The sequence below is a fragment of the Metapseudomonas otitidis genome (assembly GCF_900111835.1).
Lineage (GTDB): Bacteria > Pseudomonadota > Gammaproteobacteria > Pseudomonadales > Pseudomonadaceae > Metapseudomonas > Metapseudomonas otitidis.
Genome location: NZ_FOJP01000005.1, coordinates 58046 through 77544, shown reverse-complemented (window position 1 = coordinate 77544; position 19499 = coordinate 58046). Strand labels below are relative to the sequence as shown.

Sequence of the window (19499 nt, the reverse complement as noted above, 5' to 3'; positions counted from 1 at the left end):
CAACAACCGACACTGAGGTCAACATGACGTTCGCACGCTCGCAGCGCGGCCTTTCGCTCCTGGGTTGGATGGTGGTCCTGGCCATCGTCGCCTTCCTCGCCAGCACCGCCTTCAAGATCATTCCCCACTACATGGACTACTACGCGCTGGAAAAGCTGATCACGTCCGTGGAGAACGAAAAGGGGCAGGGCATCAGCACTCCGGCTGACTTCAGGGACTATGTGCGCAAGGGTATGCAGGTCAACAGCATCCGCGACATCGACCTGGACAAGGCGCTGGACGTGAAGGTTGAAAACAACGACTTCTACGCCACCCTGAAGTACGAGAAGCGCGAGCCGCTGATCGAGAACCTCGACCTGGTGGTCCATTTCGACAAAGAATTCCGTGTAAGAGTCCCGTGAGCGCATCCCTCAGCCGTCTCGAGCGCCAGCTCGGCCATACCTTCAACGACCAGGGTCTGATGACCCTGGCCCTCACCCACCGCAGCTACGCAGGGCGCAACAATGAGCGCCTGGAGTTCCTGGGGGACGCCGTGCTCAACTTCGTCGCGGGCGAGGCCCTCTACGAGCGCTTTCCCCAAGCCCGTGAGGGTCAGCTCTCACGGCTGCGCGCGCGGCTGGTGAAGGGCGAGACCCTGGCCCTGCTGGCACGGGGTTTCGAACTGGGCGAATACCTGCGCCTGGGTTCCGGGGAACTGAAGAGTGGTGGCTTCCGCCGCGAATCGATCCTGGCGGATGCCCTGGAGGCGCTGATTGGTGCCATCTACCTCGACGCGGGCATGGACAGGGCCCGTGAACGGGTCCTGGCCTGGCTGGAGAACGAGCTGGAAAGCCTGACCCTGGTGGACACCAACAAGGACCCCAAGACCCGCCTGCAGGAATTCCTGCAGTCCCGGGCCTGCGAACTGCCCCGCTACGAAGTGGTGGATATCCAGGGTGAACCGCACTGCCGCACCTTTTTCGTCGAGTGCGACATCACCCTGCTGAACGACAAGACCCGTGGCCAAGGGGCCAGCCGGCGCATCGCCGAGCAGGTGGCTGCGGCCGCCGCCCTGGTTGCCCTGGGCGTGGAGAATGGCCATGACTGATCTCGAAACCTCCCGCTGCGGCTACGTGGCCATCGTCGGACGCCCCAACGTGGGCAAGTCCACTCTGCTCAACCACATCCTCGGGCAGAAGCTGGCGATCACCTCCCGCAAGCCCCAGACCACCCGCCACACCATGCTCGGCATCAAGACCGAAGGCGCGGTGCAGGCGGTCTACGTCGACACCCCCGGCCTGCACAAGAACAACGAGAAAGCGCTCAACCGCTACATGAACAAATCCGCCGCCGCTGCCCTCAAGGACGTCGACGTGGTGGTGTTCGTGGTGGACCGCACCCGCTGGACCGACGAGGACCAGATGGTGCTCGAGCGCGTCCAGTACGTGCAGGGCCCGGTGATCATCGCCGTGAACAAGACCGACCGCCTGGAAGAGAAGTCCGAGCTGCTGCCGCACCTGAACTGGCTGCAGGAGCAACTGCCCAAGGCCGAGATCGTGCCGATCTCCGCCCAGCACGGTCACAACCTCGATGCGCTGGAGCGCCTGGTGGCTGACAACCTCCCGGAAAACGAGCACTTCTTCCCGGAAGACCAGATCACCGACCGCAGCAGCCGCTTCCTCGCCGCCGAACTGGTGCGGGAGAAGATCATGCGCCAGCTGGGTGCCGAGCTGCCCTACCAGATCACCGTCGAGATCGAGGAGTTCAAGCACGATGGGCGCACGTTGCACATCCATGCGCTGATCCTCGTCGAGCGCGACGGGCAGAAGAAAATCATCATTGGCGACGGTGGCGAGCGCATCAAGCGCATTGGCCAGGACGCGCGCAAGGACATGGAGGTCATGTTCGACTCCAAGGTCATGCTCAACCTCTGGGTCAAGGTGAAGGGCGGCTGGTCCGACGACGAGCGGGCCCTGCGCTCCCTGGGCTACAACGACCTCTGACCCGCCATGCAGACACCCGCGCAGGCGGTACCGGCCTTTGTCCTGCACAGCCGGGCCTACCGCGAAAGCAGTGCGCTGGTGGACCTGTTCACCCCCGATGGGCGCCTGCGCGCAGTGTTGCGCGGTGCCCGTGGCAAGGCCGGCACCCTGGCCCGGCCTTTCGTCCCCCTCGAAGTGGAACTGCGCGGCCGCAGCGATCTGAAGAACATCGGCCGGCTCGAAGGCGCGGGTATCGCGCATTTCCTCACCGGCGAAGCCCTGTTCAGCGGGCTCTACCTCAATGAACTGCTGGTGCGCCTGCTGCCGGCGGAAGCGCCTCACCCCGACCTGTTCCAGCATTACGCCGTGACCCTCCAGGCCCTTGCCGCCAACCGCCCGCTGGAGCCGCTGCTGCGCGCCTTCGAGTGGCGGCTGCTGGACGAGCTGGGCTACGGTTTCGCCCTGGACATCGACCTGCACGGCGCGCCCATCGCCGTCGACGGCATCTACCGCCTGTTGCCGGACGCCGGCCTGGAGCCGGTCGGCCACCTGCAGCCCGGCCTCTTCCAGGGCGCCGAGCTGCTGGCCCTGGCCGAGGCCGACTGGTCGGCACCGGGAGCCCTGGCCGCGGCCAAGCGGCTGATGCGCCAGGCCCTGGCCCCTCACCTCGGTGGCCGGCCACTGGCCAGCCGCGAACTCTTCATGACGATCAAGGAACCTGCCCGTGACTGAAGCCAACCGTGTACTGCTCGGCGTGAACATCGACCACGTTGCCACCCTGCGCCAGGCCCGAGGGACCCGTTATCCCGACCCGGTCAAGGCCGCCCTGGACGCCGAGGAGGCTGGCGCCGACGGCATCACCGTGCACCTGCGCGAAGACCGCCGGCACATCCAGGAGCGCGACGTGCGCGTGCTCAAGGAGGTCCTGCAGACCCGCATGAACTTCGAGATGGGCGTCACCGAGCCGATGATGGCCTTCGCCGAGGAAATCCGCCCCGAGCACATCTGCCTGGTACCGGAAACCCGCCAGGAGCTGACCACCGAAGGCGGCCTCGACGTGGCCGGCCAGGAGGCGCGCATCCAGGCCGCCGTCGAGCGCCTGGCCAAGCTCGGCAGTGAGGTTTCGCTGTTCATCGACGCCGACCCGCAGCAGATCCAGGCCGCCCACCGCGTCGGTGCGCCGGCCATCGAGCTGCACACCGGCCGTTACGCCGATGCCCACACCCCGGAGGAAGCCGAGCAGGAGCTGCAGCGCATCCGCGAGGGCGTCGCCCTGGGCCTCAAGCTCGGCCTGGTGGTCAATGCCGGTCATGGTCTGCACTACCACAACGTCGAGCCGGTGGCGGCGATTCCCGGCATCAACGAGCTGAACATCGGCCACGCCCTGGTGGCCCACGCGCTGTTCGTCGGCTTCAAGCAGGCGGTGGTGGAGATGAAGCAGCTGATCCAGGGGGCGCAGGCGTCGCGCGTCTGACGCAGGCCAGGGTCACCACCCGCTGACCCCTGATGAAACGCCGGCCTACCCGTGGTGCACGGGTAGGCCGGTTCGTTTGTGGCGGGCGTTCCCGGGCTGAAGCCGGGTTGCGGTTCAGGGCTTGCGGGCGACGAGCACCGCGCGAGCGGGGGCGGGTAGGCCTTCGACGGTGCGGCTGTGGTCGGCCGGGTCGAGGAACTCGGGCAGCGACTGGAAGCGCATCCACTCCGTGCTGCGCTGTTCCTCCACGCTGGTGACGCTCACGTCCACGCAACGCACGTCCACGTAGCCGGCGCGGCGCAGCCACAGCTCCAGCGCCGGCACCGACGGCAGGAACCACACGTTGCGCATCTGCGCGTAGCGGTCCTCGGGCACCAGCACCTGCTGGGCATCGCCTTCCACCACCAGGGTTTCCAGCACCAGTTCGCCGCCGCGCACCAGGCAGTCCTTCAGGTCGTACAGGTGATCGATGGGCGAGCGCCGGTGGTACAGCACGCCCATGGAGAACACCGTATCGAAGCCTTCCAGCTTCGCCGGCAGCTCCTCCAGGGCCAGGGGCAGGTGCCAGGCGGGGAGGTCGGGCAGGAAGCGCTTCATGGCGAGGAACTGGCAGAAGAACAGCCAGTTCGGGTCCACGCCCACCACGCAGTCGGCGCCGGCGCCGAGCATGCGCCACTGGTAGTAGCCGTTGCCGCAGCCCACATCCAGCACCCGCTTGCCGACGAGGTCCAGGTGGGGCGAGACGCGCGCCCATTTCCAGTCCGAGCGCCACTCGGTGTCGACGTGCACGCCGAACAGCTCGAACGGCCCCTTGCGCCAGGGAATCAGCCCTTGCAAGGCCGCTTTCAGTTGGGCCCGGGTGGCCTCGTCGCAGGGGCCGTCCAGCAGGAAGCGCTGGGCCAGTTCCACCTGCTGCGGTTGCAGCGCGGGGAGGGCGTTGACGGCCGCCCCCCAGCGCTCCAGGTCGCCGTGGCCGACGGCCAGCTTGGCGTCCAGTTGCGCCGGCAGGTCGGCGGCCCAGTCCTGCAAGCGGGTGCCGGCCAGTTGCTGTTGCAGGCTGTCGAGGTCGAGGGTGCGGATCATGGCAGGGCGATCAACGAGGCGAAGTTGAGGCACTGGAACCAGGGCACCACCTTGGAGAAGCCGGCGGCGAGCAGACGCTCGCGGTGCTCCTCCAGGCTGTCCGGGTGCATGACGTTCTCCAGGGCGCTGCGCTTCTGGGCGATTTCCAGCTCGCTGTAGCCATTGGCGCGCTTGAAGGCGACGTGCAGGTCGGTGAGCAGCGCGTGGGCCTCGGCGTCCTCGAAGCGCAGCTTCTCCGAGAGGATCAGCGCCCCACCCGGCAACAGGGCCTGGCGGATGCGCCCCAGCAGTTCCTCGCGGCGCTCGCGGGGGACGAATTGCAGGGTGAAGTTCAGCGCCACCAGGCCGGTGGGCTGGAACTCCAGGGCGAGGATGTCCGCTTCCAGCACCTCCACCGGCAGCAGCTCCTGGAACATCGCGTCCTGGGCGTGCAGGTACTCCCGGCAGCGCGCCACCATGGCGCTGGAGTTGTCCACCGCGATCACCCGGCAGCCTTCGGTCTTCACGTGGCGGCGCAGGGCCTGGGTCACGGCGCCGAGGGAGCTGCCCAGGTCGTAGAGCGGGGTGTTGGGCTGGGCGAAATGCGCGGCCAGCACGCCGATGTTCTCGACGATGGTGGGGTAGCCCGGCACCGAGCGCTTGATCATGTCCGGGAAGACCCGGACCACGTCCTCGTTGAAGGCGAAGTCGGCCACCTGGGCCTGGGGCGTGGCGTAGATGCGGTCGGGTTGTTGCTTCACGGGCCGGTACCAGCAGTTGGAAAGGGCGGCATTCTAGCCAAGACTGCCCGCCGCCCCAAATGCCGCTACGTCGGGTTGCAGGCCGTGCCCGCCTTCAACCGCGCCGAGGCGATGATGCCCCACTGGCCGAGCCAGTAGCTGAGGATGATGGCGTAGCCGTCACCGGGGAAACTGCCGACGAAGCGCGCGATGCCCAGCAGGCTGTCCGAGACCACGAAGCACAATGCCCCGGCCACGGCTGCCAGCACCGACCCGCGTGCTATCCCGGTCTCGCCGATGCGGGCCAGGGCGCGCCAGAGCATGGTGCTGATGGTCAGGGCGTAGAGCGCCACGGGCAGCGCCAGGGGCCCCAGGCCGCCGCTGCCGAGCAGGGCGAACATGGCGCCGCCATAGACCAGGCAGGCCGTGAGGGCGAGTGGCGCCAGGCGGCGGCTGTCGCTCAGGTAGGCGGCGATGTAGCACAGGTGGCCCAGCAGGAACGCCGCCAGGCCGGGGACGAACAGGTCGCCGGGCCATTGCAGCAGCACATCCCCCAGCAGGCACAGCGCCAGGCCGAGGGCGACGCGGTTGCGGTAGGCGCCGGCCGGTGCACCCCGCAGCCAGAGCATCAGGGCGATGACCGGCAGCGGCTTGCTGGCGAAGCACAGCCAGGGCAGGTCGAGTGCACGGCCGATGAGGAAGGCGCAGGCGCCGGTCAGGCCGATCAGCAGGGCAGGCATGGGGCCGCTCCATCGAGGGGGAGGGCGCACTTTGCTTCAGCATCCGGTCGGGCCGCCAGGCGTTGTGCGCCAGGGCGGCTCGCCGATTGCGCCGTCACTCCACGTGGACGGGGCAGTCGAAGGTCTGCTCCGGGGCGACGTCGGTTTCCCAGGGGCGATGGTAGACCAGCAGCAGGCGGCCGTCGCCCGGCTGGGCGGCGCTGAAGCGCCAGGTGGATTCCCCGGCGCCGCCGACCAGGCCGGCGTCCTCGGGGGCGTTGTAGACCTCCGGGCCGAGGCTGCGCAGCACGCCGGGCGCGGCGTCCTTCACCACCCAGCGGAAGCCGGTGGTGGGGTTGCTCGGCAGGGTCAGCACCAGGGTCTGGCCCTTGTCCAGCTCCAGGGGGCAGCGGTCCTGTTCCTGCACCAGCAGGGTGGTCGACTCGTGGGCGCAGCCGGCCAGCAGGGCGAGGGCACCGGGCAGCAGCAGGCGGGGGAGGGGATTCAGGCGCATGGACGGCTCCATCGTTCAAGGGCCGGTGCAGCATATCCGCTGCTCCGGCCCCTGGGTAGGCACCGCGGGTTCAGCCGAAGAGCACCTTGGCGACATCCGAGAAGCGCTTGGCGAAGTGCACCGTCATGCCCTCGCGCAGGTAGTCCGGCAGTTCCTCGTAGGCACCCCGGTTGGCCTCAGGGAGGATCAGCTCGTGGAGCTTCTGCCGGCGCGCGGCGATGACCTTCTCGCGCACCCCGCCGATCGGCAGCACCTGGCCGGTGAGCGTCAGCTCCCCGGTCATGGCCACGCCCTTCTTCGGCGCCTGGTCGCGGGCCAGGGACAGCAGGGCGCTGGCCATGGTGATGCCGGCGCTGGGGCCATCCTTGGGCGTGGCGCCTTCCGGTACGTGAAGGTGCACGAAGGCCTGGTCGAAGAAGGTCGGGTCGCCGCCGAACTGCTTGAGGTGCGAGCTCACATAGCTGTAGGCGATCTCGGCCGACTCCTTCATCACGTCACCCAACTGACCGGTGAGCTTGAAGCCCCGGTTGAGGGTGTGGATGCGGGTGGCTTCGATGGGCAGGGTGGCGCCACCCATGCTGGTCCAGGCCAGCCCGGTGATCACGCCCTTGCCCGCCAGAACCTGTTCCTTGCGGAAGGGCGGCGTGCCCAGCAGCGGCTCCAGGTCCTTGTTGCCGACGCGGATCTTCGCCTCGGGCTCCTCCAGCAGGCGCACCACCGATTTGCGGATGATCTTGCCCAGCTGCTTCTCCAGCTGGCGGACGCCGGATTCCCGCGCGTACCCCTCGATCACCGCAGTGAGCGCAGCGTCGGTGATGGCCAGGCGCTGCTTCGGCACCCCGGTGCGCTCCAGCAGGCGCGGCCACAGGTGGCGCTTGGCGATGGCGTGTTTTTCCTCGGTGATGTAGCCGGACAGGCGGATCACCTCCATGCGGTCCAGCAGCGGGCCCGGGATCGAATCCAGGGTGTTGGCGGTGCACACGAACAGCACCTTGGACAGGTCCAGGCGCAGGTCCAGGTAATGGTCGAGGAACTCGACGTTCTGCTCCGGGTCGAGGGTCTCCAGCAGGGCCGAAGCGGGGTCGCCCTGGTAGCTGGCACCGAGCTTGTCGATCTCGTCGAGCATGATCACCGGGTTCATCACCTCCACTTCCTTCAGCGCCTGCACCAGCTTGCCGGGCAGGGCGCCGATGTAGGTGCGGCGGTGGCCCTTGATCTCGGCTTCGTCACGCATGCCGCCGACGCTGAAGCGGTAGAAGGGGCGGCCCAGGGACTCGGCGATGGACTTGCCGATGCTGGTCTTGCCGACGCCGGGCGGGCCCACCAGCAGCACGATGGAGCCGGCGATCTCGCCCTTGAAGGCGCCGACGGCGAGGAATTCGAGGATGCGGTTCTTGATGTCGTCGAGGCCCGCATGGTGGCGGTCCAGCACCTGGCGTGCGTGCTTGAGGTCCAGCCGGTCCTTGCCGTAAACGCCCCAGGGCAGGGCCGTGGCCCAGTCCAGGTAGTTGCGGGTCACCGCGTACTCGGGGGAGCCGGTCTCCAGGATCGACAGCTTGTTCAGCTCCTCGTCGATGCGCTTCTTCGCCTGCTCCGGCAGGGTCTTGCCCTCCAGGCGCTGGCGGAACTGCTCGGCGTCGGCGCTGCGGTCATCCTTGGTGATGCCCAGCTCCTGCTGGATCAGCTTCAGCTGCTCCTTGAGGAAGAACTCCCGCTGGTGCTTGCCGATCTTGCGGTTCACCTCCGCCGACAGCTCGCTCTGCAGGCGGGCCACCTCGACTTCCTTGCGCAGCATCGGCAGCACCTTCTCCATGCGCTTGAGCACGGGGATGGTGTCCAGCACCTCCTGCAGGTCGGTGGCCGGTGCGGTGGTGAGGGCGGCGGCGAAGTCGGTGAGCGGCGACGGGTCGTTGGGGCTGAAGCGGTTCAGGTAGTTCTTCAGCTCCTCGCTGTACAGCGGGTTGAGTGGCAGCAGCTCCTTGATGGCGTTGATCAGCGCCATGCCGTAGGCCTTCACCTCGTCGCGCGGGTCGGATTGCGGGCGCGGGTAGTCCACCTCCACCAGGTAGGGCGGACGGTGGCGCTTGAGCCAGCCACGGATGCGCACCCGCGACAGGCCCTGGGCCACGAACTGCAGCTTGCCGCCCTCGCGGGTGGCGTGGTGCACCCGCACCAGGGTGCCGTGCTCGGGCAGGGTGCTGGGGTCGAAATGGCGCGGGTCACCCGGCGGGCTGTCGACGAAGAACAGCGCCAGGCTGTGGTGGTTGGTCTTGGCCACCAGCTCCAGGGTTTCTGCCCAGGGCTCCTCCTCGACGATCACCGGCAGCACCTGCGCCGGGAAGAACGGGCGGTTGTGGATGGGGATGACGTATACGGTGTCCGGCAGCGTCTGGCCGGGCAGCGCCAGGCCCGTACTGGTGGCACTGGTGTCATCGACGAGAGTGGCGTGGATCTCCTGATCGCTCATTGGGCACCTGATGGAAACGAATGGGCTTGGGGTGGGGCATGCAGGCTAGATGGGGCGGCTCCGGGGGCTTTTCAACCGACACGTCGAAGCGGGGCCTGCCCGGTGGTGCTGGGCAGGCGAGCGCCGCTTGTTTAAAATGCGCAAATTTTGAGCAACCCCTGCCATGCTCGTCGCCCGCCTGCAACGCCTGGATGAACAGGCCCACGCCCACGCCCATGACCACCATCAACTGGTGATGTCCCTGGCTGGCCGCGCCGCTTTTGAAGTGGGTGGCCGCGGTGGCGAAGTGTGCCGCATGCGCGCCTGCGTGGTGCCGGGCACCACCGAGCACGTCTTCGCCGGCTGCGGCGACAACCGCATGCTGATCCTCGACCTCAACGCGCCGGAGGCCGCCAGCGAGGACCGCGAGCTGCTCCAGCGCCTGTTCGACATCCCCCGCTTCCCCGACCTCGACGCCGACTTCCAGCACCTGCTGAGCTACGCCGGCGCCGAGCTGCAGCGCTACGGCGACGACCCGCTGCTGGCCCGTGCCCTGGGTGGTGTCCTGCTGCGTGCGCTGTACCTGCGGCTGTTCGGCGAGCGTGGGCGGCGCAGCAACCAGGGCCTCGACCTGGAACCGCTGGATGCCTACATCGCCGACAACCTGGCCCGGCGCATCAGCGTGGCCGAGCTGGCCCAGGTGGCCTGCCTTAGCCCCAGCCATTTCCACGCCCTGTTCAAGGACAGCGTCGGCCTGACGCCCCACCAGTACCTGCTGCGCGCTCGCCTCGACCGCGCCTCCCGCCTGCTGCGCGAAAGCGACCTCGCCCTGGTGCGCATCGCCGAGGAATGCGGCTTCTCCAGCCAGAGCGCCCTGACCACCGCCATGCGCCGCCACCTGGGTCTGACGCCGAAGCGACTGCGCGACCACGCCTGACGGGGCCGTAAGGCCCGTTCCAAAGCCTTTGTCAGTGAATTGCCGGCCAATGCGATTCGCTCTTATTTGTTACGTTATAACGCTTTATAGTGTCGGCCCGACGCAGCCTGCCTGCGTCGCACGTCCATCCGCCTGACAGGCGCGCAAGGTGGCGCGCCGACGACTATTCGAGGATCCCATGATGAAACCGATCCGCTCTCCACTCGCCCTGGCCATCGCCCTGTTCTCCGGGCCGGCGGCCCTGGCAGCCGAAGCCGAATCGCCCGTGGAGCTGGAGCCCAGCGTGGTGCGCGCCAGCGCCCTGTCCACCGCAACCCGCGACATGACGACCCCCGCCGAGGTGCTGGAAGGCGACGCCCTGCGCCTGCGCCGCGAGGCGACCCTCGGCGAGACGCTCGACGGCCTGCCCGGGGTGCATGCCAGCAGCTTCGGCCCCGGCGCCAGCCGCCCGGTGATCCGTGGGCTGGACGGTGCGCGGGTGCGGGTCCTGAGCGACGGCGTGGACACGCTGGATGCGTCCACCGTCAGCCCGGACCACGCCGTGGCGATCGAGCCGTTGCTGGTGGAACGCGTCGAAGTGCTGAAGGGGCCCGCCACCCTGTTGTATGGCGGCGGCGCCATCGGCGGGGTGGTGAACGTGATCGACAAGAAGATTCCCGTTGCGCTCCCCGAGAAGGGCTACGAAGGCGAGCTGGAGTTGCGCGGCAACACCATGGCCGACGAGGGCCTCGGGGCCGGTGGCCTGACGATCGGCACCGGCCCGTTCGCCTGGCGCATCGAGGGGCTCAAGCGCCAGGCCAACGCCTACGACATTCCCGGTGCGGCCGGCGACCCGCGCTCCTCGAAACAGACCGGGGCCTACAACGACACCGACAGCGCCACCCTGGGGGGCAGCTGGATCGGTGATCGCGGCTACCTGGGCCTGGCCTACACCGAGCAGAACAATCGCTACGGCCTGCTCGCCCACGAACATGCCCACTGCCACACCCATGGCCCGCGCGACTGGCATTGCGGCGCCCACGGGCACGGCCATGCCCACGATGACCACGAGGAGGGCGGGCTGCCCTACATCGACATGAAGCAGAAGCGCTGGGACGTACGCGGTGAGTACAGCGACCCGCTGCCGGGCTTCGAGCTGGCCCGTGTACGAGGGGGCTACAGCGACTACCAGCACGAGGAGATGGAAGGCGGGGAGGCCGCGACCACCTTCAAGAACAAGGCCTACGACTCCCGCCTGGAGCTGACCCACGCACCGCTGTTCGGCTGGCGTGGCGTGCTGGGCGGGCAGAGCTCGCGCCGGGACTTCCAGGCCCTGGGCGAAGAGGCCTATGTGCCGCCGAGCCTGACCCGCAACCACGGCCTGTTCCTGCTGGAGGAGTACACCTGGGATGACTGGCGCTACGAACTGGGCCTGCGCCACGAGTGGCAGGACATCTCCGCGCGCGGGGAGCGCAGCCGCCAGCACCGCGGCACCTCCGTGTCCGCCGGGGCGGTCTGGACCTTCGCGCCGGAATACTCCCTTGGCTTCTCCCTGTCCCGCTCCCAGCGCCTGCCCACCGCCGAAGAGCTGTACGCCAACGGCCCCCACGCCGCGACCCGTACCGTCGAACTGGGGGACCCGAACCTGAGCGAGGAAACCTCGCGGAACGTCGAGCTGACCCTGCGCAAGTTCGCCGGCCGCACCCACTTCAGCCTCAGCGTCTACCGCAACCAGATCGATGACTTCATCTACGCGGCGGACACCGGGCGCGACATCGGCGGCGAAATGCGCGAGATCCAGTACCGCCAGCAGGATGCCGTGCTGACCGGCGCCGAGGGCGAGGTGGGCTATCGCTTCAGCGATGACACCGACGTCACGCTCTTCGGCGACCGCGTGCGTGGCCGCCTGCGCAGCGGCGGCGGGGACCTGCCGCGCATCCCGGCCGATCGCCTGGGCATCCGCCTCGATCAGCGCCTGGCACCGGCCCTCGCCGGGCAGCTGGAGTTCTACCGCGTGCAGCGCCAGGACCAGCTCGCCGACTACGAGACCCGTACCGGCGGCTACAACATGCTCGGTGCCGCGCTGACCTACACCGGCAAGCTGGAGATGGCCGACTACGAGCTCTACCTCAAGGGGAGCAACCTGCTGGATGCCGAAGGGCGCAACCACAGTTCCTTCATCAAGGACGAGGTGCTACTCCCGGGGCGCAACCTGACCATGGGCGTGCGCCTGGCTTTCTGAGTCAAAGTGCCGGCTGCTCTGACGAGTAGCCGGTTGCACCTTTTGGCAGAAAGTTCCCTTTATCGGACTATCCGGAAATGAAATCAGAGGATTGTGTAAGAAAGTCGAGGTGCCACCTCTCTACATTCCACGCTTCCTGATTTTCAGCCCGCCTTCATCGACGGTTTGGGCTGTACTGAATCCAACGCGATGGTCATGAAGACCAACGGGTAGCGCACCCGGGAATCACGCCTTTCCACGTGCAGGCGCGGTACCCGAACGGGCCCCATGTCCGATGAGGTGGCCGCCCGTCACCCCGCAGCGGTTAATCCACGCACCGTCCTGGGCGGACGGTGCGTCAGCCAAGAGGCCAGGTATTTCTGTACATGTTCGCGAGGGCCGCTCCCCATGAGCAGGGCCTTCGATGACGGGTGGGGCCGGATCGCCTCGCTTGAAGTTCGATCGGACGTGAATCGGCTATTGGCCGACAGGGTCGAGAAGCCAAGCGGTCATCGCCACGCGCGGTCGCCAAACAATCACCACGGGAGCAGACCACCCTCAGCTCCCGAATAACAACAAACGAGCAGGGGAGACCCCATGACACTCAGCAACCCGATGCTGATCACGTTCGTGATCTATATCGCCGCCATGGTACTGATCGGCCTGGCCGCCTACCGTTCCACCAACAACCTGTCCGACTACATCCTCGGGGGCCGCAGCCTCGGCAGCTTCGTCACCGCGCTGTCCGCTGGCGCTTCCGACATGAGCGGCTGGCTGCTGATGGGCCTGCCCGGCGCCATCTACCTCTCCGGCCTGTCCGAGGCCTGGATCGCCATCGGCCTGATCGTCGGCGCCTACCTCAACTGGCTGCTGGTGGCCGGCCGCCTGCGGGTGCAGACCGAGCACAACGGCAACGCCCTGACCCTGCCGGACTTCTTCACCAACCGCTTCGAAGACCACAGCCGCATCCTGCGCATCTTCTCCGCCGTGGTGATCCTGGTGTTCTTCACCATCTACTGCGCTTCCGGCATCGTCGCCGGTGCCCGCCTGTTCGAAAGCACCTTCGGCCTGTCCTACGGGACCGCGCTGTGGGCCGGCGCCGCTGCCACCATCGCCTACACCTTCATCGGTGGCTTCCTGGCGGTGAGCTGGACCGACACCGTGCAGGCGACCCTGATGATCTTCGCCCTGATCCTCACTCCGGTCGTGGTGATGATGATCAACGGCGGCATCGATCCGACCTTCGCCGCCATCGAACTGCAGGACGCCGCCCACTTCGACATGCTCAAGGGCGCCACCTTCATCGGTGTGATCTCGCTGATGGCCTGGGGCCTGGGCTACTTCGGCCAGCCACACATCCTGGCGCGCTTCATGGCCGCTGACTCGGTCAAGTCCATCCCCAACGCCCGCCGCATCTCCATGACCTGGATGATCGCCTGCCTGGGCGGCGCGGTTGCCGTCGGTTTCTTCGGCATCGCCTACTTCTCCGCTCACCCGGACGTGGCCGGCCCGGTCACCGCCAACCCCGAGCGCGTGTTCATCGAGCTGGCCAAGCTGCTGTTCAACCCCTGGGTGGCCGGCGTGCTGCTGTCCGCCATCCTGGCGGCCGTGATGTCCACCCTGAGCTGCCAGCTGCTGGTGTGCTCCAGCGCTCTGACCGAAGACTTCTACAAGGCCTTCTTCCGCAAGAACGCCAGCCAGAACGAACTGGTCTGGGTCGGCCGCGCCATGGTGCTGTTGGTGGCCGTGATCGCCATCGCCATCGCCTCCAACCCCGAGAGCAAGGTGCTGGGCCTGGTGTCCTACGCCTGGGCGGGCTTCGGCGCCGCCTTCGGCCCGGTGGTGATCCTCTCCCTGGTGTGGAAGGGCATGACCCGCAACGGTGCCCTGGCGGGCATGGTGCTGGGCGCCGTCACCGTGATCCTGTGGAAGAACTTCTTCGGCTGGACCGGCCTGTACGAAATCATCCCGGGCTTCATCCTCGCCACCCTCGGCATCCTGATCTTCAGCCGCATCGGCGCCGCGCCGTCGGATTCGATGATCAAGCGCTTCGACGCCGCCGAGAAGGAATACCAGGACGCCAGCGCCTGACCGGCGTCCTCCAGCGGGGCACAGACCCCGCCTGACGATTGCGATAGCGCCTCAACGGCCCACGTCCTCCCCGACCTGGGCCGTTTTTTTATGCCGCGCCACGGGCACCGGCTTCAGGCCGGAGGCGGTACGGCCCCCGCTTCCCGGCCCAACCAGTCGGAAAACGCCTTGACCGGAGGGTGACGCTCGCGGCCCGGCACGCACAGGGTGGAGTAACCGGCGCCCTCGACGCTGACCTCGGGGCGGTAGGGCATCAGCAGCCCGCTGGCGATGCTTTCGGACACCAGGATCGAACTCGCCAGCACCAACCCCTGGCCGGCGATGGCGGCTTGCAGGGCGTAGTGCTCCTCGTCGTACTCGCGCTGTGGCGCGCTTTCCAGCAGATGCTGCGCGCCGGCGGCCTGGCACCAGGCCTTCCAGCCCAGCTCGTAGAGCTGCGGGCTGCGCCAGCGGATGGTGATCAGCGTGGGCACCTGGCTGCCCAGGTTGTCCACCAGCGCGGGCGCGCCGTAGACGCCGAAGCGTTCATCCAGCAGGCACTGGCTGTGCAGGCTGGGGTAGTGCGTGGTGCCGTAGCGGATCACCAGGTCGATGCTAGCGTCCTGATGCAGGTCCACCAGGGTGTTGCTGGTGTCCAGGCGCAGGCGGATCGCCGGGTACTCGGCGTAGAAACGCCCCAGGCGCGGGATCAGCCACAGCGCGGCAAAGGCCGGGGTGGTGGAGATCGTCAGCTGGCCGCTGCTGGGCTGGGGCCGCAGGTGATCGAGGGTCTGGCTCACATCCAGCAGGGCGCCGTGGAGGCTGCCGAACAGCTGCTGGCCGCAAGCGGTCAGCCGCACGCTGCGGGGCCGGCGCTCGAACAGCGGCACGCCGAGCCAGCCCTCCAGGCTGCGGATCTGGTGGGAGACCGCCGTCGGCGTCACCGCCAGCTCCTCGGCGGCCGCCTTGAAGCTCAGCTGGCGCGCGGCGGATTCGAAGGTGCGCAGTGCGGTGAGGGGCAGGTTGGCGAACATGCAATCTCCACGGGTGAAATGGATTCATCTCGATGAACTAACGCTCATTTGTCCGCGAATGCGGCGAAACCTAGCTTAGTGCCTGTTCCAGGGCCGGTCACCGGCCTCGATGAGCCCACTGCACCCAGGAGTCAGAGATGAGCCGAATTCTTTCCATCCAAGGCAGCCCCCGTGGCGAGCGCTCCCACTCGCGCCGCCTGCAGGAGACCTTCCTTGCCGCCTGGCAGGCACAGCGCAGCGAGCGCCAGGTGGTGCGACGGGAGGTGGGACGAGCCCCCATCGCCCCGCTGACCGAAGGCTGGATCGCCGCCGCCTTCCACCCCGAGCCGGAGAGTCGCAGCGAGGTGATGAAAGCCGACCTGGCCTTGAGCGACCAGTTGGTGGATGAGTTGCTGGCCGCTGATCGCCTGGTGATCTCCGCCCCGATGTACAACTTCGGCGTGCCCAGCGGGGTCAAGGCCTGGATCGACCAGGTCGTGCGCATCCACCGCACCTTCGACTTCGATCCGGGGCGGCCGGGCAACCCGTATACGCCGCTGGTGCTGGGGCGCAAGGCGCTGGTCATCACCACCCGGGGTGACCATGGCTACGGGCCGGGCGGTGCCAACGCCCACATGAACCATGCCGACACCTACCTGCGCACGGTATTGGGCTACATCGGCATCAGCGACGTGACGGTGGTGGCGGTGGAGAACGACGAGTTCGGCGGCGCGGCCTTCGAGCAATCCTACCAGCGCGCCGAGCGTGCCCTGGTCGAACTGGCCGAGGTGTTCTGAGGTGCCCGCCATGGCCTGGACATACCTGCTGGTCGCCGCCGTCTTCGAGGTGCTCTTCGCCATGGGCATGAAGTACGCGGAGGGCTTCACCCGGCCGCTGCCCAGCGCCTTGGTGATCGTGGCCGCTGTCGCCGGCATCTACTTCCTGACCCTGTCAATGCGCGTGCTACCGGTGAGCGTCGCCTACCCGGTGTGGACGGCCATCGGCAGCCTCGGCACCGTCATCCTCGGCGTGGTGCTGCTGGGGGAGTCCTTCACGCCGGTGAAGGGGCTGTCGGTGGTGCTGATCGTGGCGGGCGTGGCCGGCCTGAAGGGCGGCGCGGCTTGAGAGCCGGGCGCTCAGCGCCCGGCGTCGTGCTCCTTCGCCTCGACGAAGGCCCGCAACCAGGCTGCCAGGCGACCCGGGCGGGCCAGCAGTTGCCAGTGGCCGGCGTCCACCTCGCGTCGCAGCAGGTCCGGGGCCCAGCGTTCCAGGCCCTCGAACAGCTGGGGTCGCACGTAGCGGTCACGGGTCTGCACCACCAGTTGCACCGGCACCCGGGTGGGGCGTTGGCGAGCGGCGAACAGGCGCGGCATGAAGTTGGCGCGGTAGAGCTTCACCCCGTGCTGGCCGTCGGCCAACTGGTGCGGGTTGCGCTCCGGCTCGCGGATGCGCTCCATCTGCCGCATCACGGCCGGCCAGGCGCGCGCCAGACCCAGCCGCCAGCACAGTTCCGGCAGCCAGGGCGTCTGGAAGAAGGCGATGTACCAGGAGCTGACCAGTTGCCCGAGCGCCTGCAGCCAGCCGCGTGGGGCGAGGCGCCCGAAGCGGGCGCGCATCCAGTGGCCGACGTGGTCCAGGCAGGGCCCGGAGAGGCTGGTGTAGGAGGCCAGCAGCGGCTCGAAGCGCGGATCGGTCACCGCCTCCCAGCTCTGGATCGAGCCCCAGTCATGGGCCACCAGGTGCACCGGGCGGTCCGGGCTGTGGGCGCGGATCACCGCTTCGAGGTCGTTGGCCAGGTGCACCAGGCGGTAGTCCCGCACCCGCCGGGGCGCTTCGGAGTCACCGGCGCCGCGCACGTCGTAGGCGATGATCCGGTAGTCGGCGGCCAGTTCGCGCACCAGCGGCAGCCAGACCCGGTGGTTATCGGGGTAGCCGTGCACCAGCAGCAGCACCGGGCCCTGGGCGTTGCCCCATTGGTAGGTGGCCAGGCGCACGCCATCGCCCTGGACGAGGGTGCGCTGGGGTTCGAGGTTGAGCGGTGCGTTCATGGGCGTGCTCCCGGGCGTGAGGTGGGCCTGGGGCACGAATCGTGACATCAGGCGATGTCACGGATTGTCAGTGAGACGCGGGCGCCTGGCCAGTTGCCGTGCCCGCAGCGTTACCCCGTTACCGCCCGCCTGAACGCCTTGCCGTACCTGGCTTTGCGCGCTTCTGCGGGGTGCCGGGCGGGAAGGGGCGGCAGCAAGTCCAGCCATAGGATGGGGCGGGGTGGGCGTGTTGTTGGCGGTCCGGGGGCGGGGCTATGATCCGCCCCCATGAAGACACCCCAGCCCTTCCTGTCTCGCCTGCTGGCCCGTACGCCGGCCGAGGGGGATGCCCCGCCCGAGACAGCGGAATACACCGTCGACGAACTGGCCCGCGAGGCCGGCACCACCGTGCGCAACCTGCGGGCCTACCAGGACCGCGGCCTGCTGCCGCCGCCGGAGCGGCGCGGGCGGGTGGGCATCTACAACGGCGGGCACCTGTCGCGGCTGCTGCTGATCGGCCAGTTGCTGGAGCGCGGCTACAGCATCGCCAGCATCCGCGAGCTGCTGGAGGCCTGGGAGCAGGGGCGCGACCTGGCCCATGTGCTGGGCCTGGACGCTGCCATCGCCGGGGCCTGGGGCCAGCCGGAGCCGACCCGCCTGGGCTTCGACGAGCTGATTGCGCTGTTCGGCGAGGCGCTGACCGACGACACCCTGGACCGCGCCCGCGAGCTGGGGCTGGTGGAGTTCGCCGGGGATCACTTGCGGGTACTGAACCCACGCATCTTCAACGCCGGGGTGCAACTGCACCGCTCCGGCATCCCGCTGGCGGTGCTGCTGGAGCAGTTCGCGCTGATCCGCCAGCAGGTGGCGCCGGTGGCCGATGGCATCGTCGGCATGATCGTCGCCCACCTGGTCAACCCGCTGCTCAGCAGCAGCCTGCCCCACGTTTCCGAGTTGGAGGCGCTGAACCTTCAACTGCTGGCCCTGCGGCCGCTGGTGGAGGAGGTGGTGGACAGCGAGCTGGCGCGGGGGCTTCAGGCGTCCGCCAACCAGGAGCTGGGTGGCCGTGTCGGTGAACTGCTGAAGGGCTTCCTGAAGAGCTAGGGAGTGCCGGTTGCCGGGGCATCCTCGGCGGTGAAGGCTTCGACCCGGTTACGGCCCAGGTGCTTGGCCTTGTAGAGCGCCACATCCGCATTCCCTACCAGGGCCTCTTCACGGGCCACCGGCTGTTCGGTGGAGGCCACGCCGATGCTCACCGTGAGGTAGCCGCGCTGCGCACCGGCATGGGGGACCTGCAGAGACTCGATGGACGCGCGGATGCGTTCGGCGATGGCCCGGGCCGTGGCCAGGTCGGTGCCGGGCATGACCACGGTGAACTCCTCCCCGCCAAAGCGTGCGACGAAATCGCAGTGCTCGCGGATGCTGCCGCGCATGGCCTCGGCCACCTGGCGGATGCAGGTGTCGCCGGCCAGGTGGCCATAGCGGTCGTTGTAGAGCTTGAAGTGGTCGATATCCAGCATCAGCACGCTCAGCGGCGCGTGGGTGCGGGCGCAGCGGTGCCACTCGCGCTTGAGGGTTTCGTCCAGGTGGCGCTTGTTGGCGATGCGGGTCAGGTCGTCGGTGCGGCTCAGCACCGCCAGCTCCTGGTTGGCCAGGGCGTACTTGTGCGCCAGCACCTGGTGCTCCCAGGCCAGCTTGAGGGCCTCGTTGAAGCGGATCTGCAGGCGCCGGCCCATCTCGGCGATGAAGGGGCACACCACCCAGGCGGAGATGGCGAGGAAGCGTGCCTGGGGCTCCGGGTCGAGGGCGTAGGCGATGCCCAGCAGGGTGAACATCGGCACGTGGAAGGCCAGGTGGGCCGGCCAGTAGGAGACGTTGCTCATCGCCACCATCACCGAGGCCAGGGCGATGCAGCCGTAGATCACGTCCTCGTAGGCGGTGCCGTAGCCCATCAGCCAGATGGCGCCGAAGCCCCAGGCGAGGCCGACCGCGCCGCACTGGCACATGGTCAGGCGGGCCCAGGCGAGCGGGGTGAAGCGCTGCGGGTTGCGGCGCCAGGCCGCCACCAGCCAGAGCCGCACACCCATCAGCAGCACCAGCACCAGCAGCCATACGCAGCGGCCGAACAACGGGGCGCTGGCGTGGTAGACGCCGAACACCATGGTACCGGAGAAGACGTTGCCCACCGCCGTGGCCGGGCTGGTGGAGAAGAGGGTGGCGACCCGTTCGGCGAGGTAGTCCTCGGCGGGGCGTTCGGGCAGGGGCGGCATGACTGCGGCCTGCCCGGTCTGGAGTGGCATCGACGGCATTCCTGGATTTCGTGGCGCTTCTTATAC

At 68.2% G+C, this 19499-nt stretch carries 19 protein-coding genes; 11 read left to right on the top strand and 8 right to left on the bottom strand.

All coding sequences use genetic code 11. The features are described from left to right. The first annotated feature begins 23 nt into the window (after positions 1-23). Genes BM198_RS07595 through pdxJ form a run of 5 tightly spaced genes read left to right on the top strand, consistent with a single transcriptional unit; the run spans position 24 to position 3435 of the window. On the top strand, positions 24-401 hold the full coding sequence (locus BM198_RS07595; RefSeq protein ID WP_074968987.1) for a DUF4845 domain-containing protein: 378 nt from the start codon (positions 24-26) through the stop codon (positions 399-401). Then, a complete protein-coding gene (gene rnc, locus BM198_RS07590) occupies positions 398-1087 on the top strand; it encodes a ribonuclease III (protein ID WP_044407219.1) in 690 nt (229 codons plus the stop codon). The genes BM198_RS07595 and rnc overlap by 4 nt, the downstream gene beginning before the upstream one ends. Next, a complete protein-coding gene (era, locus tag BM198_RS07585; RefSeq protein WP_074968985.1) occupies positions 1080-1982 on the top strand; it encodes a GTPase Era in 903 nt (300 codons plus the stop codon). Before rnc ends, era begins: the two co-directional genes overlap by 8 nt. Before the next feature lie 6 nt (positions 1983-1988). Further along, positions 1989-2693 (top strand): DNA repair protein RecO, encoded by a 705-nt coding sequence (gene recO, locus BM198_RS07580; protein WP_074968983.1) that lies wholly within the window; start codon positions 1989-1991, stop codon positions 2691-2693. After that, entirely contained in the window at positions 2686-3435 is a 750-nt protein-coding gene (gene pdxJ, locus BM198_RS07575; RefSeq protein ID WP_074968981.1) for a pyridoxine 5'-phosphate synthase, read from the top strand. Before recO ends, pdxJ begins: the two co-directional genes overlap by 8 nt. Before the next feature lie 114 nt (positions 3436-3549). Here the strand turns inward: pdxJ and cmoB are convergent, their stop codons facing one another. The 5 genes from cmoB to lon all read right to left on the bottom strand — a co-directional run bounded on the left by cmoB (position 3550) and on the right by lon (position 8937). Continuing rightward, complete coding sequence (gene cmoB, locus BM198_RS07570; protein ID WP_074968979.1) at positions 3550-4518, bottom strand: tRNA 5-methoxyuridine(34)/uridine 5-oxyacetic acid(34) synthase CmoB; 969 nt, start codon at positions 4516-4518, stop codon at positions 3550-3552. Then, a complete protein-coding gene (cmoA, locus tag BM198_RS07565; RefSeq protein ID WP_074968977.1) occupies positions 4515-5258 on the bottom strand; it encodes a carboxy-S-adenosyl-L-methionine synthase CmoA in 744 nt (247 codons plus the stop codon). Before cmoA ends, cmoB begins: the two co-directional genes overlap by 4 nt. 65 nt (positions 5259-5323) lie before the next feature. Beyond that, the gene (locus tag BM198_RS07560; protein ID WP_074968975.1) at positions 5324-5977 is read right to left on the bottom strand and encodes a lysoplasmalogenase; all 654 of its coding nucleotides are present in this window, start codon (positions 5975-5977) and stop codon (positions 5324-5326) included. A gap of 94 nt (positions 5978-6071) precedes the next feature. Continuing rightward, complete coding sequence (locus BM198_RS07555) at positions 6072-6464, bottom strand: protease inhibitor I42 family protein (RefSeq protein WP_394328340.1); 393 nt, start codon at positions 6462-6464, stop codon at positions 6072-6074. Between the two features lie 76 nt (positions 6465-6540). Further along, the gene (lon, locus tag BM198_RS07550; RefSeq protein WP_074968971.1) at positions 6541-8937 is read right to left on the bottom strand and encodes an endopeptidase La; all 2397 of its coding nucleotides are present in this window, start codon (positions 8935-8937) and stop codon (positions 6541-6543) included. 163 nt (positions 8938-9100) lie between these two features. On the opposite strand from lon, the gene BM198_RS07545 reads away from it, so the two are divergent. The 3 genes from BM198_RS07545 to putP all read left to right on the top strand — a co-directional run bounded on the left by BM198_RS07545 (position 9101) and on the right by putP (position 14144). Further along, entirely contained in the window at positions 9101-9853 is a 753-nt protein-coding gene (locus BM198_RS07545) for an AraC family transcriptional regulator (protein WP_044407205.1), read from the top strand. 181 nt (positions 9854-10034) lie between these two features. Next, on the top strand, positions 10035-12074 hold the full coding sequence (locus tag BM198_RS07540; RefSeq protein ID WP_074968969.1) for a TonB-dependent receptor: 2040 nt from the start codon (positions 10035-10037) through the stop codon (positions 12072-12074). Positions 12075-12650: 576 nt separating this feature from the next. Continuing rightward, entirely contained in the window at positions 12651-14144 is a 1494-nt protein-coding gene (putP, locus tag BM198_RS07535) for a sodium/proline symporter PutP (protein WP_044407203.1), read from the top strand. A 113-nt stretch (positions 14145-14257) separates the two neighbouring features. Here putP and BM198_RS07530 read toward each other — a convergent pair whose 3' ends face one another. Next, positions 14258-15157, bottom strand: coding sequence for a LysR substrate-binding domain-containing protein (locus tag BM198_RS07530; protein ID WP_074968967.1), 900 nt, complete (start codon positions 15155-15157; stop codon positions 14258-14260). 137 nt (positions 15158-15294) lie between these two features. Between BM198_RS07530 and BM198_RS07525 the strand changes: the two genes are divergently transcribed. Then, positions 15295-15933 carry an FMN-dependent NADH-azoreductase gene (locus BM198_RS07525; RefSeq protein WP_074968965.1) on the top strand — a complete coding sequence of 213 codons (639 nt, stop codon included), beginning with the start codon at positions 15295-15297 and terminating at the stop codon, positions 15931-15933. A gap of 10 nt (positions 15934-15943) precedes the next feature. Further along, positions 15944-16261, top strand: a complete 318-nt coding sequence (locus tag BM198_RS07520; protein WP_044407199.1) for a DMT family transporter — start codon at positions 15944-15946, stop codon at positions 16259-16261. A gap of 11 nt (positions 16262-16272) precedes the next feature. On the opposite strand, the gene BM198_RS07515 is transcribed toward BM198_RS07520, so the two are convergent. Beyond that, positions 16273-17184 (bottom strand): alpha/beta fold hydrolase, encoded by a 912-nt coding sequence (locus BM198_RS07515; RefSeq protein ID WP_074968963.1) that lies wholly within the window; start codon positions 17182-17184, stop codon positions 16273-16275. 267 nt (positions 17185-17451) lie between these two features. Here BM198_RS07515 and BM198_RS07510 point away from each other — a divergent pair, with 267 nt between their 5' ends. Beyond that, positions 17452-18267, top strand: a complete 816-nt coding sequence (locus BM198_RS07510; protein ID WP_074968961.1) for a MerR family transcriptional regulator — start codon at positions 17452-17454, stop codon at positions 18265-18267. Here the strand turns inward: BM198_RS07510 and BM198_RS07505 are convergent. Then, positions 18264-19463, bottom strand: coding sequence for a GGDEF domain-containing protein (locus tag BM198_RS07505; RefSeq protein WP_074968959.1), 1200 nt, complete (start codon positions 19461-19463; stop codon positions 18264-18266). The genes BM198_RS07510 and BM198_RS07505 overlap by 4 nt on opposite strands. Positions 19464-19499: the final 36 nt, after the last annotated feature.

Bases quoted from the DNA above. Each gene is read 5' to 3' on its own strand.
- BM198_RS07545 (WP_044407205.1), top strand. From the start codon at position 9,101: ATGCTCGTCGCCCGCCTGCAACGCCTGGATGAACAGGCCCACGCCCAC.
- recO (WP_074968983.1), top strand. From the start codon at position 1,989: ATGCAGACACCCGCGCAGGCGGTACCGGCCTTTGTCCTGCACAGCCGG.
- lon (WP_074968971.1), bottom strand. From the start codon at position 8,937: ATGAGCGATCAGGAGATCCACGCCACTCTCGTCGATGACACCAGTGCC.
- BM198_RS07530 (WP_074968967.1), bottom strand. From the start codon at position 15,157: ATGTTCGCCAACCTGCCCCTCACCGCACTGCGCACCTTCGAATCCGCC.
- BM198_RS07510 (WP_074968961.1), top strand. From the start codon at position 17,452: ATGAAGACACCCCAGCCCTTCCTGTCTCGCCTGCTGGCCCGTACGCCG.
- BM198_RS07595 (WP_074968987.1), top strand. From the start codon at position 24: ATGACGTTCGCACGCTCGCAGCGCGGCCTTTCGCTCCTGGGTTGGATG.
- BM198_RS07515 (WP_074968963.1), bottom strand. From the start codon at position 17,184: ATGAACGCACCGCTCAACCTCGAACCCCAGCGCACCCTCGTCCAGGGC.
- BM198_RS07525 (WP_074968965.1), top strand. From the start codon at position 15,295: ATGAGCCGAATTCTTTCCATCCAAGGCAGCCCCCGTGGCGAGCGCTCC.
- cmoB (WP_074968979.1), bottom strand. From the start codon at position 4,518: ATGATCCGCACCCTCGACCTCGACAGCCTGCAACAGCAACTGGCCGGC.
- putP (WP_044407203.1), top strand. From the start codon at position 12,651: ATGACACTCAGCAACCCGATGCTGATCACGTTCGTGATCTATATCGCC.
- BM198_RS07520 (WP_044407199.1), top strand. From the start codon at position 15,944: ATGGCCTGGACATACCTGCTGGTCGCCGCCGTCTTCGAGGTGCTCTTC.
- BM198_RS07540 (WP_074968969.1), top strand. From the start codon at position 10,035: ATGAAACCGATCCGCTCTCCACTCGCCCTGGCCATCGCCCTGTTCTCC.
- BM198_RS07560 (WP_074968975.1), bottom strand. From the start codon at position 5,977: ATGCCTGCCCTGCTGATCGGCCTGACCGGCGCCTGCGCCTTCCTCATC.
- BM198_RS07505 (WP_074968959.1), bottom strand. From the start codon at position 19,463: ATGCCACTCCAGACCGGGCAGGCCGCAGTCATGCCGCCCCTGCCCGAA.
- era (WP_074968985.1), top strand. From the start codon at position 1,080: ATGACTGATCTCGAAACCTCCCGCTGCGGCTACGTGGCCATCGTCGGA.